The sequence below is a fragment of the Acinetobacter sp. TY1 genome, from assembly GCF_048551395.1.
In the GTDB taxonomy this organism is placed as follows: Bacteria; Pseudomonadota; Gammaproteobacteria; order Pseudomonadales; family Moraxellaceae; genus Acinetobacter.
Window position 1 is genome coordinate 189,676 of the sequence record NZ_JBLYZK010000002.1, and the last position, 16,529, is coordinate 206,204.

At 37.9% G+C, this 16,529-nt stretch carries 15 protein-coding genes; 7 read left to right on the top strand and 8 right to left on the bottom strand.

What is annotated here, in order from left to right:
• Positions 1–11: 11 nt before the first annotated feature.
• Positions 12–170 carry a pirin family protein gene (locus ACK2M2_RS02310; protein ID WP_419345991.1) on the bottom strand — a complete coding sequence of 53 codons (159 nt, stop codon included), beginning with the start codon at positions 168–170 and terminating at the stop codon, positions 12–14.
• A 60-nt stretch (positions 171–230) separates the two neighbouring features.
• On the opposite strand from ACK2M2_RS02310, the gene ACK2M2_RS02315 reads away from it, so the two are divergent.
• Positions 231–1,988, top strand: a complete 1,758-nt coding sequence (locus ACK2M2_RS02315; protein ID WP_419345992.1) for a GspE/PulE family protein — start codon at positions 231–233, stop codon at positions 1,986–1,988.
• Between the two features lie 105 nt (positions 1,989–2,093).
• On the opposite strand, the gene ruvB is transcribed toward ACK2M2_RS02315, so the two are convergent.
• The 4 genes from ruvB to ACK2M2_RS02335 all read right to left on the bottom strand — a co-directional run bounded on the left by ruvB (position 2,094) and on the right by ACK2M2_RS02335 (position 5,594).
• Positions 2,094–3,098, bottom strand: coding sequence for a Holliday junction branch migration DNA helicase RuvB (ruvB, locus tag ACK2M2_RS02320; protein ID WP_409511713.1), 1,005 nt, complete (start codon positions 3,096–3,098; stop codon positions 2,094–2,096).
• A gap of 46 nt (positions 3,099–3,144) precedes the next feature.
• A complete protein-coding gene (gene ruvA / locus ACK2M2_RS02325; RefSeq protein ID WP_419345993.1) occupies positions 3,145–3,747 on the bottom strand; it encodes a Holliday junction branch migration protein RuvA in 603 nt (200 codons plus the stop codon).
• Positions 3,748–3,910: 163 nt separating this feature from the next.
• Complete coding sequence (locus tag ACK2M2_RS02330) at positions 3,911–5,251, bottom strand: deoxyguanosinetriphosphate triphosphohydrolase (protein ID WP_419345994.1); 1,341 nt, start codon at positions 5,249–5,251, stop codon at positions 3,911–3,913.
• A gap of 94 nt (positions 5,252–5,345) precedes the next feature.
• The gene (locus ACK2M2_RS02335) at positions 5,346–5,594 is read right to left on the bottom strand and encodes a hypothetical protein (RefSeq protein ID WP_419345995.1); all 249 of its coding nucleotides are present in this window, start codon (positions 5,592–5,594) and stop codon (positions 5,346–5,348) included.
• Positions 5,595–5,759: 165 nt separating this feature from the next.
• Between ACK2M2_RS02335 and ACK2M2_RS02340 the strand changes: the two genes are divergently transcribed.
• Entirely contained in the window at positions 5,760–6,185 is a 426-nt protein-coding gene (locus tag ACK2M2_RS02340) for a hypothetical protein (protein WP_419345996.1), read from the top strand.
• Here ACK2M2_RS02340 and ACK2M2_RS02345 read toward each other — a convergent pair.
• On the bottom strand, positions 6,182–7,207 hold the full coding sequence (locus tag ACK2M2_RS02345; protein ID WP_419345997.1) for an IS1595 family transposase: 1,026 nt from the start codon (positions 7,205–7,207) through the stop codon (positions 6,182–6,184). The two genes, ACK2M2_RS02340 and ACK2M2_RS02345, sit on opposite strands and share 4 nt — an antisense overlap.
• A 120-nt stretch (positions 7,208–7,327) precedes the next feature.
• On the opposite strand from ACK2M2_RS02345, the gene ACK2M2_RS02350 reads away from it, so the two are divergent.
• The 4 genes from ACK2M2_RS02350 to ACK2M2_RS02365 are packed head-to-tail and all read left to right on the top strand — an operon-like array spanning position 7,328 to position 10,726.
• Entirely contained in the window at positions 7,328–7,549 is a 222-nt protein-coding gene (locus ACK2M2_RS02350; protein WP_419345998.1) for a DUF6471 domain-containing protein, read from the top strand.
• A gap of 19 nt (positions 7,550–7,568) precedes the next feature.
• Positions 7,569–8,678, top strand: a complete 1,110-nt coding sequence (locus ACK2M2_RS02355; protein ID WP_120384337.1) for an adenine-specific methyltransferase EcoRI family protein — start codon at positions 7,569–7,571, stop codon at positions 8,676–8,678.
• A 2-nt stretch (positions 8,679–8,680) separates the two neighbouring features.
• Positions 8,681–9,559: a hypothetical protein gene (locus ACK2M2_RS02360; RefSeq protein WP_120384336.1), complete on the top strand. Its 879-nt coding sequence runs from the start codon at positions 8,681–8,683 to the stop codon at positions 9,557–9,559.
• Positions 9,560–10,726, top strand: coding sequence for an HNH endonuclease family protein (locus ACK2M2_RS02365; protein ID WP_419345999.1), 1,167 nt, complete (start codon positions 9,560–9,562; stop codon positions 10,724–10,726). It begins immediately after the preceding gene.
• Positions 10,727–10,812: 86 nt separating this feature from the next.
• On the opposite strand, the gene ACK2M2_RS02370 is transcribed toward ACK2M2_RS02365, so the two are convergent.
• Complete coding sequence (locus tag ACK2M2_RS02370; protein ID WP_419346000.1) at positions 10,813–11,619, bottom strand: hypothetical protein; 807 nt, start codon at positions 11,617–11,619, stop codon at positions 10,813–10,815.
• 15 nt (positions 11,620–11,634) lie between these two features.
• Positions 11,635–12,147: a PAAR domain-containing protein gene (locus ACK2M2_RS02375; protein WP_419346001.1), complete on the bottom strand. Its 513-nt coding sequence runs from the start codon at positions 12,145–12,147 to the stop codon at positions 11,635–11,637.
• Between the two features lie 380 nt (positions 12,148–12,527).
• Between ACK2M2_RS02375 and purL the strand changes: the two genes are divergently transcribed.
• Positions 12,528–16,364 carry a phosphoribosylformylglycinamidine synthase gene (purL, locus tag ACK2M2_RS02380; protein WP_419346002.1) on the top strand — a complete coding sequence of 1,279 codons (3,837 nt, stop codon included), beginning with the start codon at positions 12,528–12,530 and terminating at the stop codon, positions 16,362–16,364.
• Positions 16,365–16,529: the final 165 nt, after the last annotated feature.

Here is a 16,529-nt window from a genome sequence, read left to right on the forward strand (position 1 = left end):
GTATTCATTAGCTAAACGTCACCCGAAATAATGACAGAGCCATTGTTCATGGAGTCTTTATCTTCAAGTGATCCTTCGAGTAAATAGGTCATGATTTCCATATTACGATGTGAATGTGTACGCACACCTTTAGAGGGTTTAGTCACATCTTCATTAGTAAGATGGCTCAAACAGCATCATTTTATGTCTGTAAATTTGCTATAGTGTTGATAGAGTTGGGGACATAACAAATGCATTTTAATTTCGAAATTGATACCACATGGTGTTTAGAACAATTATTTAAAGATGGAAGAATCTCTGAACGAGACAAATTATTGGTTCAAACCACGCATAGACAGCGTGAACAATTGCGATGGCATCCATTACAATGGATTGCAAACTTTAATCTCAGTGATTTAGAAAAACCGCAAAATCGAATGACACTCACGGCATTGAGTCAATGGTTATCTGCCAAAGCTGAGTTGCCTTTCTATGTGATTGATCCACTCAAAGCCGATGTATCGGCATTGACTGGCGTGATGTCACAAGAGTTTGCACTTCGCAATAAAATTCTTGCTGTGGAATGTGGCGCAGATAAAATTCTCATCGGTTCAGATCAGCCTTTTGTCACCGATTGGGTGCATAACTTAGAACGTAGTTTAAGCCCGAAAAAAATTGAACGGGTTTTTTTAAGCCCTGAGCAACTACAGCGCTATTTAACTGAATATTATCAAGTGAGTCGTGCAGTTAGCTCTTCACAGAAATCAGGCTTACATGGTAATGAAAATAAAGGTGTAGAAGCACTTTTACAATTAGGTGATACGCAAAGCCCCGATGCTAATGATCAACATATTGTCAAATTAGTCGATTGGGTTTTACAGTTTGCCTTTGAACAGGGTGCAAGTGATATTCATCTTGAGCCACGTAAAGAAAATGGTAAGGTTCGGTTTCGTATCGATGGTGTATTGCACACTATTTATAACATGCCTGCAAATACGCTGACGGCAGTAATTTCACGTATTAAAATTTTAGGTCGCATGAATGTTGCTGAAAAACGTAAACCGCAAGATGGGCGTTTAAAAACTCGCACACCGAAAGGGCTTGAAACAGAATTACGTTTATCGACTTTGCCAACGGCTTTTGGTGAAAAGTTAGTGATGCGTATTTTTGATCCTGAAGTTTTGGTCAGAAGTTTTCAGCAGTTGGGTTTTGATGAGCGTTTACTTAATTCTTGGCATGCACTCACGGCGCACAGTCACGGTATTATTTTGGTCACAGGGCCAACAGGTTCGGGGAAAACCACGACGCTATATTCATCTTTAAAAGCATTGGCAACGGAACAGGTAAATGTCTGTACCATTGAAGACCCGATTGAAATGTTAGAGCCAAGTTTTAACCAAATGCAGGTCAATCAAGGTATTGACCTTGGTTTCGCTGACGGTGTACGTGCCTTAATGCGCCAAGACCCTGACATTATTATGGTTGGGGAAATTCGTGACCATGACACAGCAAACATGGCAATTCAGGCGGCACTTACAGGGCATTTGGTGCTTTCAACGCTACATACCAATGATGCACCATCAAGCTTAACACGTTTACATGATTTAGGAATTCAACCTTTCCTAACTTCAGCAACGATTTTGGGTGTATTGGCACAGCGTTTGGTGCGTAAGTTGTGTCCACAGTGTAAAAAACAAAGTTTGATTAATTCACAAGAATGGGAACATTTAACTTTTGATTATATTATGCAAATGCCTGAGCAAGTCTATATGCCAGTAGGCTGTGAAGCATGTCGGCAAACTGGTTATAAAGGACGTGTTGGGATTTATGAGTTTATGCCAATCAGCCTAGAAGCCAAACAAAAAATTAGTGCGGAATGTACTTTAGATGAACTTCGAGCGCAGACGAAGAAAGAGGGTATTGAACCGTTGAGAATTGCAGGTGCTCGTAAAGTCATGGAAGGTGTGACCACTTTAGAAGAAGTATTACGTGTTGTGCCACTGACTTAATATTTTTTAATGAATTTTTGCTTGAAGATAAAAAACGGTGATGGATAACATCACCGTTTTTTTAATACATGCAACTAAAAATACAATGCATTTGATTTGAATGAATTAATTCTTAGGTTCAGGCGGTGTCATACCAAACTGTAAATATGCTTGATTGGTGGCAATACGTCCACGGGCGGTGCGCATTGCATAACCTTGTTGAATTAAGTAAGGCTCAATCACATCTTCTAATGTTCCTGAATCTTCTGCCATAGCAGCAGCTAAAGCCTCAACACCTGCAGGACCACCATCAAAGCGTTCGAGTAACATCGTTAAATAACGACGATCGAGTGTGTCCAAACCATCTTTATCGACATTGAGCATATCCAAAGCACGCTGTGCCATTTCTTTGGTTACTTCACCTGTACCTTTGACTTGTGCATAGTCACGTACACGACGTAGCAAGCGGTTGACAATACGAGGCGTACCACGAGCACGATGGGCAATTTCAATTGCACCTTCATCGGTCATAAGAACATCCATTAACGATGCTGAACGAGCGACAATATGCGTTAAATCTTCAACTGAATAAAATTCAAGGCGTTGCACAATCCCAAAACGATCACGCAGTGGAGACGTCAGTAAACCTGCACGAGTTGTAGCGGCAACTAAGGTAAATGGGGGTAAATCGAGTTTAATTGAGCGAGCCGCAGGACCTTCGCCAATCATAATATCGAGTTGGTAGTCCTCCATCGCAGGGTAAAGAATTTCTTCAATTACTGGGGAAAGTCGATGGATTTCATCAATAAAGAGCACATCGCCCTCTTCGAGATTGGTTAGCATGGCCGCCAAATCGCCTGCACGTTCGAGTACAGGGCCAGAGGTAGATTTTAAATTCCCACCCATTTCACGGGCAATAATGTTTGCCAATGTCGTTTTACCCAAACCTGGCGGACCAAAGATCAGTGTGTGATCAAGTGCTTCACCACGACCTCGTGCTGCGCCAATAAAAATTTCCATTTGCTCTCGTACCACAGGCTGACCAATATAGTCATCGAGGGAAGTTGGGCGGATGGCACGATCAAAATGATCTTCGGGTTTTTCAGAACCACTGATTAAACGGTCTTGCATTGGATGATTGATCTAACTCTTATAGCGTTAATTTATCAGGATTGGCTTATTTATTCATTGACTTCAAAGCAGCACGAATAATATCACCTGCTTCAGTAAATTCGCCTTTGGCAGCATTTACTAGCTTCTGTGCTTCGGCAGGTTTATAACCTAAAGATTGTAAAGCGGCCTCCGCTTCAGCCACCGCAGAATTACCCATAAATTGGATTTGTGTTGAAGTTGAACCACTTGCCACAGCACTTGTAGTAAAGGCTTTGAAGCGATCACGTAATTCAATCATCAAGCGTTCAGCTGTTTTCGCACCAACACCTGGAACTTTGACTAATGTTTTTACATCGCCATGTTCAACGGTGTGTACCAACATTTCTACACTTAAAGTTGAAAGAATACCTAAAGCCATTTTAGGACCAACGCCGTTGACTTTAAGGAGCGTACGGAAAATATTTTTTTCTTGTGCGTTTAAAAAACCATACAAAAGTTGGGCATCTTCACGGACGGCTAAATGTGTCCATAGCGTGACTTTTTGTCCTTTTTGCAGTTGGCAAAAGGTTGACAATGGGGTGTCGACTTCATAACCCACACCATTTACATTTAAAAGTACAGTTGGCGCTTCCAACGCTAAAACTTCACCAATGAGACATCCGATCATTATGTTTGTTCACTTCTAAGTTCAGCTTACTTTTTATTAAGTAAGCTTTTATTGCGGTTTATTACGATACTTTTAAATGAATGTGTATCGTATTGATATCCAAATTCGTTGAGAGAGTATAACGAAGCAAGGGAAATTACCAATCTTTCAAATATTAAATGGATTAAAAGAAACCAACCTTATTGCCTTGTAACTCTTGTGCCAATTGATAGGCCTGATGATCTGAAAATTTACTGACAATATCTAAAACTTGCATAATATTGTCGTAGTGATCATCACTAAAACGTGCGCCAAAACGTTCTATTATTGACAATAAACGACCATCTTTAAAACTCAAAGTTTTGTTTGGTGTTGTAAGCGGAATAAAGGCATCTAAAATATGTTGTAAACTTTGATGTGCAATAATTTCTAAACCTGACTTTTGTGGATGTTCAAAAATTTTATCACGGGCTAAATTCTTTGCTCGGTCAATACCCATCTCGATATCTTCAGCGCAATATTGCAATAAAGAGCCTTTGAGTTGCCCTGAGATAATTTGCCAATGATGTTTAGCAAATGCTGTAGTTACCTCGTCTACAAGTCGTTTCATCACTCGACCACGTAATGCCGCAATTTTTTGTTGCCATGTGGTATAGGGCATACTGAGTTCGGCAGGAATACTGAACTCACCCAATAGATCTAAGAAAATGGGTTCCACTTCTTCATAAGAGAGCATGTTTAAAATAATGCCATCTTCAAGATCAATCAGCGCATAACAAATATCATCGGCAGCTTCGAGTAAATAAGTGAGCGGATGACGACACCAATGATACTCACCCAACTGAATTAAACCGAGTTGATCAGCAATTTGTTTGAGTATGTCTTTTTCAGCTTGGTAACAACCAAACTTAGCACGCTTACTTGCAGGTGTATCACCTTGAGATTCGATGGTTTTAGATAGCCATGGATACTTTAAGTAAGCCCCTAAGGTTGCGTAAGTAAGACGCATGCCACCATCATTTGGATGATAATCAATTTTAGTGAGTAGTCTTAATCCTTGCGCATTGCCTTCAAACTGACGGACATCGGCTTGTTGTTCTAGACTTAAATTTTTTAAAAAATCGGTATGGGAGGCATCGTCAAACCATTCCCGAATCGCATATTCACCTGCATGACCAAACGGTGGATTACCAATGTCGTGCGCCAAGCATGCTGCTTGAATGATTGCACCAACATCGGCAGGGGAAATCCAAACAGGTAGTTCATCTTTGATTTTTTCGGCTGCAAGCATACCGAGCGAACGTCCAATACAAGACACTTCGAGTGAATGCGTTAAACGTGTGTGAATACCATCATGTTGCGTCAGTGGATGGACTTGGGTTTTTCTGTTGAGCTGTCTAAAACTTTGCGAAAATATAATGCGATCATAATCTTTATGAAATGGGCTGCGAGCCTGTTCTGTACTTTGTTTTTTACTTCCTAAACGAACCGTTGAAAGTAGTTCTAACCAACGCATTTGAGTCATTTATCGTTATTCATATCTTCGTTGGATTCATCATGCCAAATTTATAGTGAATGTACTAGAGGAGGGCGACATCAGTTGTCTTGTTCAATTATTTTTAATTGGATTTTGCAAGTTTTTGAGAATTACACCAAGTTTGAAAGTTTGTAGGATTGAAGTTTGCACAATTATTATGAATTGGCATTTGATAATAAATATTATCTTCAGTTTCAGAAAAATAAAAATAGTTTTGAGAGTCTTTACCGTATCGCCAGTATCCACCAGAACCTTCATCAATTTGAATGGGAGTAAATTGAAAAATATTGCTTTCTTTGGGAATGTAATTGCTATTATCTGTGATCAGCATCCAAAGGTTTGAAGTCGAATATGTAAATATACTGATTAATAAGAAAATAAAAATGCTTATGATTAGTGCAATAGTCTTATTTTTCACGATATTATGTAGCAACCGCACAATTAATAGAGTGATTCGCCATTTAAAATAATTCCTTTACGCATAAGGAAAGAAATCATGGCTGAATCACATATCGTATCAGGATTAACTAAAAAACGTGCGGAATTGCTTGGTCAGATTGAAGCACATCAAAAAGAAATTCAACGTATCTCTGAAATGCTATTGCATGTAGATCACACTATTAAGTTATTTTCACCTGAATTTGATCTAAGAAGCGTTAAATCTAAGCGTACAAATCAAAGAAACCCTTATTTTGGAAGTGGTGAACTACAGTCATTAGTCTTAACTTGCTTGCGTGAAGAAAAAGAGCCAATGAACTACAAAGATTTAATGATGAAAGTTTTGGACATTAAAGGCATAGATTCATCTGTAGGCAATGATATTTCACCTAGCTTCATCAAAGTGCTGAACCGATTAAGAGATAAAGGTATTATTATAGCCCATAGCAATCATCGTCCTCATTTGTGGGGCATAGCGGATTAGCAGACCAAACGCTCTGATTTACGCTTATTGCCCTGCCAATAGCCACACCAATCTTTATGTGTTCGAGTTTGAGCGCATTTCATTAAAATATCAGTAAAGATTTCACCATTCGACCATCTACGAGTATCTTCACGATAAGCAGCTTCATTGGCATAGTTGGCAAGGTACATCACACCAAACTTGTGCATCTGCCCTAACTGCATACGTCTGAACCGACTAAAATAGCTTTCAGCAAGATTATTGGTCACACCATCTTTAGAACGGTATTCATATTGATGATTGACACGCTTAGTCGTGAAACGAGCATTTAGTGTATCGTATGCGGTACTTTCATCTGCATGGATTGTTGAGCCGTGTTTGATATGCTGATTGGCAAGATGATTAATGTCTTTTTGGTTTTCACTATAAACTACATAAGTTTTGGTTTTATCAGCACCTTGTAGATTACTGTCCATTGCTTTTTGGCGTAGTACCACAATGCACCGTTTATTTGGATTTTGATATTCAGCCTTGCGCCGATCTACACGGTCATCCTTGTGGTTTTTAGGGCGTACATAGCCATTTACATACGCACCATCCATGTGAACATCACCTGATAGTAATTCATCGTCACGCTGATCTATAAGGCTTTCACGGATTTTATGTGCCAATACAAAAGCAGTCTTATACTGAACACCTAAATCCCGACCTAACTGCAAAGCAGATAAGCCTTTTACAGCGTTAGAGTAAATGGCAATAGCAGCTAAATAGATTTTGAGTGGTAGTTTGTGAAAGGCAAAGATCGTACCTGATGTTACGCTGAACGTATGATTACAGCACTTGCAACGCCATTGCTTGCGTCCACGTATGAAATAGTGATGATCTTGGGTATCGCAATGAGGGCATATCGGTTGTTCTTTTCCCCACCGCATTTCTTTGAACAATAAGAAAGCTTGTTCATGGGTGATTTGCATAATTTCATATACAGATAAAGTACGAGCCTTTGCTGATAGTAGGAAATGTTGCATAGATTCTTTTTTCATAAAATCACCCATCACAAACAAGATATGCTTAATATATTGTAATAGTTTTAATCATCAAATATAATGATTTAAAATATTATAGCGACATGCTATGTCGTTTATCTTTTATGAGGTCAAACCGTGAGTGATGATGAATGGAAAGACTATGCCAAAGGCTTAATTAAGGCAGAAATTGCCCGAAAAAATGTAAGCCTGATTGATCTAGCAAAGAAATTAGAATCAATGGGTATATCTGAAACACCGCAAAACATTAGCAATAAGATCAATCGTGGTACATTTGGGGCAATATTCATGCTTCAAATACTCAAAGCGATTGATTGTAAAGACATTCGGTTAATTTAATATAAATTTGGATTTCAATATGAACAGCGTTTTGAAAAATACGAATCTCTCAAAAGCAAGATCAGCTAAAAATGATGAATTTTATACTCAATATGTTGATATTGAAAAAGAAATGAATGCTTACTTAGAATTTGATTCAAATGTATTTAGAGATAAAGTAGTTTTATTGCCCTGTGATGACCCTGAATGGAGTAATTTCACATTATATTTTGCTCAAAATTTTAGTCGGTTAGGCTTGAAAAAACTTATAAGCACAAGTTATGCCCCTAAGAACAAACAAGGTGATCAATCTTATCAACCTTCATTATTTGAAGAAAAAAGCCCTCAATTTGATAGTGATAAATCTACTGCTTGTGGCAAGTTTTTTGAACTAGAAAGCGATATAACTAAAGATGGCGTGGTTGATATTAACGATATTCATTGGCAGTACCTCAAAGGTGATGGTGATTTCAGAAGTGATGAAGTCAAAGCGTTGCGTGATCAAGCCGATATAATTGTAACCAACCCCCCATTCTCCCTATTCCGTGATTTTATTGCATGGATTATGGAGGGTGAGAAAAAATTTGCGATTGTTGGGAATATGAACTCCCTTACTTATAAAGATATATTCCCTTTGATTCAAAAGAATATCGTATGGCTTGGTGCGACAATCAGTAGTGGTGATCGTGAATTTAGAGTTCCTGATAGCTACCCTTTAAATGCAGCAGGGTTTAGGGTTGATAGCGAGGGTAATAAATATATTCGAGTAAAAGGTGTTAGATGGTTTACCAACATTGAACATGGACGTAGACACGAACCATTACAACTAATGACAACCGCAGACAATAAGAGATTTAACTCTAAAATTGAAGGTAAAAATGCTTATCAGTTATACGATAATTACAATGCTATTGAAGTGCCTTTTACCAATGCTATTCCTAGTGATTATGATGGTGTTATGGGCGTACCAATTAGTTTTTTAGATAAATACAACCCTGAACAATTTGAAATTTTAGGCATGGATTTTTATGTAAAAGATGATCTATTAGAAAATATTGCTTTAGCAGAATGGCGTGGAAAATTAGATCGTGCATATCTCAATGGAAAACGCTTGTATTCAAGAGTTTTAATTTGTCATAAGAGAATTTAAGCATGGATATTTACTATGTTGATTGTGTGAATAATACACTTCTGAAAACATCCGATAATAATTTTCTTTGTCACTCATTTTCAAATATTCCATTTAGAATACAAAAAATCACTTTAAGTCCTAACAATGAACGTAGCAAAAATATTATTCAGACTGCTAAATCTAGGTTGAGTTCTATACAATTTAATTCAGCTAGTTCATCAGGAGTTGCTAGGGATGAAATTGAGATTAAATTAAAATCATTTTGTGGATTGATAATAGAACAACTATGTTTTTCTATGCTTACTCACTACAACAAAAATCCCAATGTTGTAATTGAATTGGATAGTGGTAATAACTCTATTGATCAAATAGATTTGAAAATTCATAAGAAATGGCTACAGCATGGTTCGGATGATTATAAATCTCTTACCAAGACAGTAGAGATACGCTCATCTTTTCCATTTAAATCAATTGAAAAAGTTGTTTCCCAAGATTTTGACATACTTGGTGGGTACAAGAATGATATTAAAAAAGGAGAAATTGAAAAAGATTTTTACCTTAGATTCTTGTTTGCCTTAGATTATAAGTCTGATTATTACGTGAAAGAAAATGGAAAAATTCATTATGGTAAAACTACAACTAAAACACTAAAGGAATGTTACTTTGATAATGACTTAAACTTAAAAAGAGAGCTTGTGATTTTTTTCATTGGCGGTGCGACAAACGCAATGATGTTGGATGAAAGCATTGCATATCTAGGTTCAATGACTTCATCAAACTTTAACATCAATCAAAATGCTGAATTTAAGAAAATTAAAGTAAGGAATGGACTAGATTGTATCGCAATCATGCAAATGATGCTGAATGTGATAACAACAGAAGCAAGTCAGGGGAAATAAATGCAAACAAATTTAAATACCAAAATCACGATCAAAGACCTATGCGAAGGCTTTATTTATAACGAACTTGAGGGAAAAGGTTTATTTGGCTTGTCGGGTAAATTGACTATTCAGCCTGAATATCAACGGAATTATATATACGCAGATGGTAAAAAAGACGTAGCTGTTATTCAATCCATTTTAAAGGGCTATCCATTAGGATTAATTTACTTTAATCAGACAGGTGATGATACTTTTGAGGTGTTAGATGGTCAGCAAAGAATCACAAGTATTGGACGGTTTTTAACAGGAAAGTTCGCTATATTTTTTGAAGGTAGCAAAACCCCACAATATTTCCATAGTTTACCTAAAGACCAAAAGCAGAAAATACTAGATACAACGATCTTAGTTTACGAATGCAATGGTACTGAAACCGAAATTAAGGAATGGTTTAAAACTATCAATATATCGGGTGTTCCACTTAATGAACAAGAACTACTAAATGCGGTGTATTCAGGCTCATTTGTTACATTGGCGAAAGCCCAATTCAGCAACTCTCAAAACGCTTCAATTCAAAAATGGAGTAGCTTTGTTAGTGGTAGTGCTATTCGTCAGGATTTCTTAGCTACAGCCCTAAATTGGGTGAGTAAAGGCAATGTTAGTGATTACATGGGGCAGCACCGCCACGACAATCATATAAACGAGCTAACTACTTATTTCAACACTGTTATAGATTGGGCGAGTACCATTTTTCTTAATATTGAAAAAGAAATGAAAGGTTTAGAATGGGGTAGCTTGTACGAAAGCTATAAAACCATTGCTTACAACCCGACTAAAATAGCTGATGATGTTAAAAGACTGTATGCAGACCCTTATGTAAAAAACAGAAAAGGAATTTTTGAATACATATTGGGCGGTGAAACTGATACACGCTTATTGGATGTTCGTATATTTGACGATGCAACCAAGCGAAAAGCTTACGCATTACAAACCAATGACGCCAATCAAAAAAGTATCTCAAATTGTCCGTTATGTGCCAATGGTAACAATGCTAATAAGACAAAGATTTACTTACTCAAAGAAATGGATGCAGACCATGTTCAGGCTTGGAGTAAAGGCGGTGCAACAACTTTAGATAATTGTGAAATGCTTTGCATTACACATAATCGAAGTAAAGGTAATCGTTAGTAATATTGGTTTTGTATAGATTGCTGATAGTTATTTTTAAAGAAGCTAAATTTAATTTGGCTTCTTTCTTATTAAATAATTGATTATTATAATTTTGTGCGGTTGCTACATAATATCGATTTTTCATAAAAATAAAGATTTCCTTTTTTTTGTATACCAAGATTTAAATTAGCCATAGCATTTTCAGCATCTTTACCTTTCCCGTTATAGGCTTTGATAACTTTCTTTAAATCATCGTACGATAGAGTACCGTTAAAGCATCGTTTCAATTCACGATCAATTAAAAAGCGAAGATGAGCTGCTGCGTAATATAAATCATTTCTCCAATCATCACCTGAAATTCTAGTATCTGTATTTAAACCTAAAATATCCTTTTTTACAGAAGTAGGTATAGGGGGACGTCCATATTTTTTGATACAATTTTGAACCCCGTCTAATAAAGCTTTATCACTAACATTTGCAATTCCTGATGAACCTTTAGAAACTTTATCAGGAATAATCGAAATAATCAGATCGATAGCATTTGCAGCTGTAGTAATAGATCTTTCACCAAACTGAGCAACTCTTCTCCAATAGGGAGTATTTGGATTATTTTCGTTTTGTAGTATAAGTGCTAATAATATGTGTGGGATTTTGTGATATTCACATGCTTCTTTAACCCATTTTCTTAAATCTGAATCATTTATAAATATAATATTTTCTGCTCTTGGTGCAATCCAATAGAGTTTGATTGGAGATTTAATATCGCCATGGAATGATGGAATTCTATTTTCATCTACAAATTGAGCTACTTCATGTCCCGTACATTCACAAAGTACAATTTTTTTTACTGATTTATCTGCCTGCAGAGTTGTACTTGTACTACGAGCGGTGCAATACGTTAATTCACTCATGAATTTCCCTTATTTTTAATAATCGTGTGTAATTTTAAATGAAATAATTTCAGAAGAGTTTGAGGTTGAAATTAAATGCGTATAGCCATTGCTATCTGTCACCCCTGATTCTTCACTGCCATCGGCTCTTGTAACGATATATTTTGTATTTTTTATCGGTTCGTCTGATTCACTCATAATTTGATATTTATCATCAAAAATTAATTTATTTGTATTTGATAAGAAGGAGGAATGAGTATCGTGAGATTTAACTTGAGAGGGTGTTACATTTTCTCCAATAACTAAAAATTGTTTTTCAATTAAACGAGCACCACAAGTAAAGTGATCACCAGCAAAAGCTACTGTTTTGCCATCAAAAATAATGAAATCATTACTTTTTATTAAGGTTGACCAACACTTGCATTTGGGGCAAAAGAATCCATCCCCTGCTCTTAAAAATAGACTGCCATCAGTAGAACTTCTTTGTTGAGTAGAAATTACAATACCACCATGATTGGTTGTTGAGCCATGTATGCCAAAAGGTTTCACTTTTGTCTCTATAATATTTTATATTTTTTATTGATAGCTACTTTATATTTTCTAATGAATTATTGCAATGAACTTGTTGCTTTAAATTTGATTTTTTCAAATCAGCTAAGCTTTAATTTAAAAGTAATGACTATTGGATTTTAATTGCCAAAGAAAATGCACAGACAGGTGAATTCAGCTATTCAGTCAATTAAATCAATTGTTACGAATCATGTTTGAATTTGAAAGTCAAAGAAAATCGGACATTTAAAAGCATGATTTCAGCATATTTTAAGTCTTATATGACTAGCTGAAAACTTGCATTCGCAGTAGAATATGCGCTCTCTTCAAGTCACATTGCGGTATGGTTGTCTAAACCTGCCCGTGGAGCCAAAATCAGCATGTTTATCGTTGCCGGTGCACCTGCACACTCTTCTTTTAAGCAAACACAACTTTTAACACGCCTTGCGTCTATGAGTTCTGTTCAATCAATAGAAAGCCAATGGGTTTACCTTTTCGACCAAGCGCTTAGCGAGCAACAACAGCAATCTGCACTACAACTTTTAAATGATGGCGCATCGTTTGAAGTTCGTCAGGCTGCGAGTGATGAAGTCCAAATTTTAGTGACACCACGTGTCGGTACAATTTCGCCTTGGTCATCAAAGGCAACTGATATTTTTGCCAACTGTAATACGCCAATACACCGCCTTGAACGCGGTGTTTTGTTTACTTTAAAGGGGATTTCTACAATCTCTGATGAAGTGAAACAAGTTTTACATGATCGTATGACAGAAAGCGTATTCAATCAAATTGATGATGCGGCTGCATTATTTTCTGAAACGGAACCAAAACCTTTAAATAGCATTGATATTTTAGGAAAAGGTAAGGAAGAGTTAGTGAAAGCAAACTCTGAGTTTGGCTTTGCATTGTCTGATGAAGAAATCGATTATTTAACGGCTGCATTTACCAAAATTGGTCGTAATCCACATGACATCGAACTCATGATGTTTGCACAAGCAAATTCTGAACATTGTCGTCATAAAATCTTTGGTTCTGAATGGACAATTGATGGTGAAAAACAACCATTGTCATTGTTCCAAATGATCAAAAATACTTATAAAGAATCACCTACAGATGTCTTGTCAGCATATAAAGACAACGCTTCTGTAATTGTGGGCTTTGACACTCAGCGTTTTTATCCAAAACAAGATGCTGAAACAGGTCATCACGTTTATAAATATAAGAGCCAAGCTGCTCATATTTTAATGAAAGTGGAAACTCACAACCACCCAACTGCAATTGCACCATTTGCTGGTGCTGCGACAGGTTCAGGCGGTGAAATCCGTGATGAAGGCGCAACAGGTCGTGGTGGTAAGCCAAAAGCTGGCTTAACAGGTTTTACTGTTTCTAACTTGAATATTCCAGGCTTTGAACAGCCGTGGGAAGATAATTACGGCAAACCATCTCGTATGGCTTCACCTTTGCAGATCATGATCGACGGTCCTTTGGGCGGTGCTGCATTTAACAATGAATTTGGTCGTCCTGCGCTTAATGGTTATTTCCGTACCTTTGAACAAAACGTCAATGGCGATGTAAAAGGTTTCCATAAACCAATTATGATCGCAGGTGGTTACGGTAACATTCGTCCTGACCACGTTGAAAAAGATCCAATCCAACCGGGCGATTTACTGATTGTTCTCGGTGGTCCTGCAATGTTGATCGGTTTAGGTGGTGGAGCTGCATCTTCTGTAGATAGCGGTAAACTCGGCGAAAACCTAGATTTCGCATCTGTACAACGTGAAAATCCAGAAATGGAACGTCGTTGCCAAGAAGTCATTGATACCTGCTGGCGCATGGAAGATTACAACCCAATCGTGTCTGTACATGATGTAGGGGCAGGTGGTGTGTCGAATGCGATGCCAGAACTTGTGAATGATCATGAACTTGGTGCTATTCTTGACCTGCGTAAAATTCCTTCATTGGAAAAAGGCATGTCGCCAATGGAAATTTGGTCTAATGAGGCGCAAGAGCGTTATGTATTGGCGATTCGTCCAAGCTCATTAGAATTGTTTGAATCAATTTGTGCGCGTGAACGCTGTCCGTTTGCTGTATTAGGTGAAGCGACTGAAGCACGTCAGTTGACTGTAAACGATCCATTGTTTGATAACAAAGCTGTGGATATGCCGATGCAGGTCATGCTTGGCGGAACGCCTCGAATGAGTCGTTCTTACGATTCTATCGAACGTCATGGTGATGATTTTACAGCAGAAACCGTGACTGATTTGAAAGATGCAATTTTCCGTGTTTTGAAAAATCCAACAGTTGCCTCTAAATCATTCCTCATAACCATTGGTGACCGTTCAATCACAGGTATGGTTGTACGTGACCAAATGGTCGGTCGTTGGCAAGTGCCTGTAGCGGATGCTGCAGTAACGACTACAAGCCTTGTGGGTTATACAGGTGAAGCAATGGCAATGGGTGAACGTCCACCTGTAGCATTGCTTAATCCTGCTGCTTCTGCACGTTTATCCGTTGCGGAATCAATCTCGAATATCATGTGTTCTAAAATTGACCAAATCAGTGATATTAAACTCTCTGCAAACTGGATGGCTGCTGCTGGGCAACAAGGTGAAGACCAAGCATTATTCGAAGGTGTAAAAGCCATCGGTATGGAAATGTGTCCTGCACTCGGTATTGCAATTCCAGTCGGTAAAGATTCATTGTCAATGCGTACGACATGGAATGAAGAAGGAGAGGACAAATCAGTTACTTCTCCAATGTCAGGCGTAATTACAGCATTTGCACCTGTAACTGATGTACGTAAAACATTGACACCTGAATTGAAAAATGAAGATTCAGTGCTCGTACGTATAGATTTATCTAAAGGTCAGTTCCGTTTAGGTGGTTCAATCCTTGCTCAAGTGTATAAAGCGATAGGTTCTGTGACACCTGATGTCGATAATTTTGAAGAGTTCAAAGCATTCTTTGACTTGGTTCAAGATTGGAACAATCGTGGTTTGATCAAGGCTTACCATGACATCGGTGATGGTGGTTTACTTGCAACTGTTGCTGAAATGATGTTCGCTTCACGTTTAGGTGTAGCGCTTGAAGACCAATCAACTGCGGCATTATTTGCAGAAGAAATTGGTGCAGTGCTCCAAATTTCTAAAGCAGATTGGGCAACATTGGAAGCTGAAGTTGCAGCATCAACATTGAGCGATGCCATTACGGTTGTGGGTGCTGTAAATGATACAGATACATTAACCATTAATGGTTTGAACTTAGACCGTGCTGAATTACAACAAGCATGGACTGAAGTGTCTTATCAAATTCAGCGCTTACGTGACAACGTAGAAACTGCCAATCAAGAATATAGCTTGATTGCCAATAATGAACACAAGGGCTTAATCGCATTACCAACATTCGATTTGAATGAACCTGTTGAAGCGCCGTACATCAACGAACGTCGTCCAAACATGGTGATTTTACGAGAACAAGGCGTAAATGGTCATGTCGAAATGGCTGCTGCATTTGACAAGGTTGGCTTTAACACTGTCGATGTTCATATGAGCGACTTACTCGCAGGTCGTATTGATCTTGATGAGTTTGAAGGCTTAGTGGCATGTGGCGGTTTCTCATATGGTGACGTATTGGGCGCAGGCGGTGGTTGGGCGAAGTCTGTATTGTTTAACCCACAATTACGTGATCAATTTGAGAAATTCTTTAACCGTGACAATACCTTCTCTGTCGGTATTTGTAATGGTTGTCAAATGTTGTCACAACTTGCACCTTTAATTCCAGGTGCAGAGCATTGGCCACGTTTCCAACGCAATACTTCAGAAATGTTTGAAGCACGTGTGGTGAACGTAAAAGTTGAAAAATCGGCTTCAATCTTGCTAACGGGTATGGAAGGTTCGATTCTTCCGATCGCTGTGGCGCATGGCGAAGGTCGTGCAGAAACTTCGGCTGAAAAATTTGCAGCATTAAATGCAGGCAACCAAGTGGTTCTACGTTATGTGGATAGCTTCGGTAACCCAACGCAACAGTATCCAATGAACCCGAACGGTTCACCTGATGCGATTTCAGGCGTAACGTCTAAAGATGGTCGTGCAACCATTATGATGCCGCACCCTGAACGTAACTTCCGTGCGATTCAGCATTCTTGGAAACCTGAAGAATGGACTGAAGATGGTGCATGGTTACGTATGTTCCGCAATGCTCGTCAGTTTATTGGTTAATTGATTTAATCAAAAATAAAAAAGCCCCGAAAGGGGCTTTTTTATTGATGAATAATTGGAAAGTTGAAATTGTGAAGTTGGGCACATAAATTTTAATTGCTTACAATTTAAACATTGGCTTATTTTTTGCTTCATATACATTGTCTAAATAAGACTCGTATTTTG

Bases quoted from the DNA above. Each gene is read 5' to 3' on its own strand.
- ACK2M2_RS02340 (WP_419345996.1), top strand. From the start codon at position 5,760: ATGGCTGAATCACATATCGTATCAGGATTAACTAAAAAACGTGCGGAA.
- ruvA (WP_419345993.1), bottom strand. From the start codon at position 3,747: ATGATCGGATGTCTCATTGGTGAAGTTTTAGCGTTGGAAGCGCCAACT.
- ruvB (WP_409511713.1), bottom strand. From the start codon at position 3,098: ATGCAAGACCGTTTAATCAGTGGTTCTGAAAAACCCGAAGATCATTTT.
- purL (WP_419346002.1), top strand. From the start codon at position 12,528: ATGTTTATCGTTGCCGGTGCACCTGCACACTCTTCTTTTAAGCAAACA.
- ACK2M2_RS02330 (WP_419345994.1), bottom strand. From the start codon at position 5,251: ATGACTCAAATGCGTTGGTTAGAACTACTTTCAACGGTTCGTTTAGGA.
- ACK2M2_RS02365 (WP_419345999.1), top strand. From the start codon at position 9,560: ATGCAAACAAATTTAAATACCAAAATCACGATCAAAGACCTATGCGAA.
- ACK2M2_RS02335 (WP_419345995.1), bottom strand. From the start codon at position 5,594: ATGCTGATCACAGATAATAGCAATTACATTCCCAAAGAAAGCAATATT.
- ACK2M2_RS02370 (WP_419346000.1), bottom strand. From the start codon at position 11,619: ATGAGTGAATTAACGTATTGCACCGCTCGTAGTACAAGTACAACTCTG.
- ACK2M2_RS02360 (WP_120384336.1), top strand. From the start codon at position 8,681: ATGGATATTTACTATGTTGATTGTGTGAATAATACACTTCTGAAAACA.
- ACK2M2_RS02315 (WP_419345992.1), top strand. From the start codon at position 231: ATGCATTTTAATTTCGAAATTGATACCACATGGTGTTTAGAACAATTA.
- ACK2M2_RS02355 (WP_120384337.1), top strand. From the start codon at position 7,569: ATGAACAGCGTTTTGAAAAATACGAATCTCTCAAAAGCAAGATCAGCT.
- ACK2M2_RS02345 (WP_419345997.1), bottom strand. From the start codon at position 7,207: ATGAAAAAAGAATCTATGCAACATTTCCTACTATCAGCAAAGGCTCGT.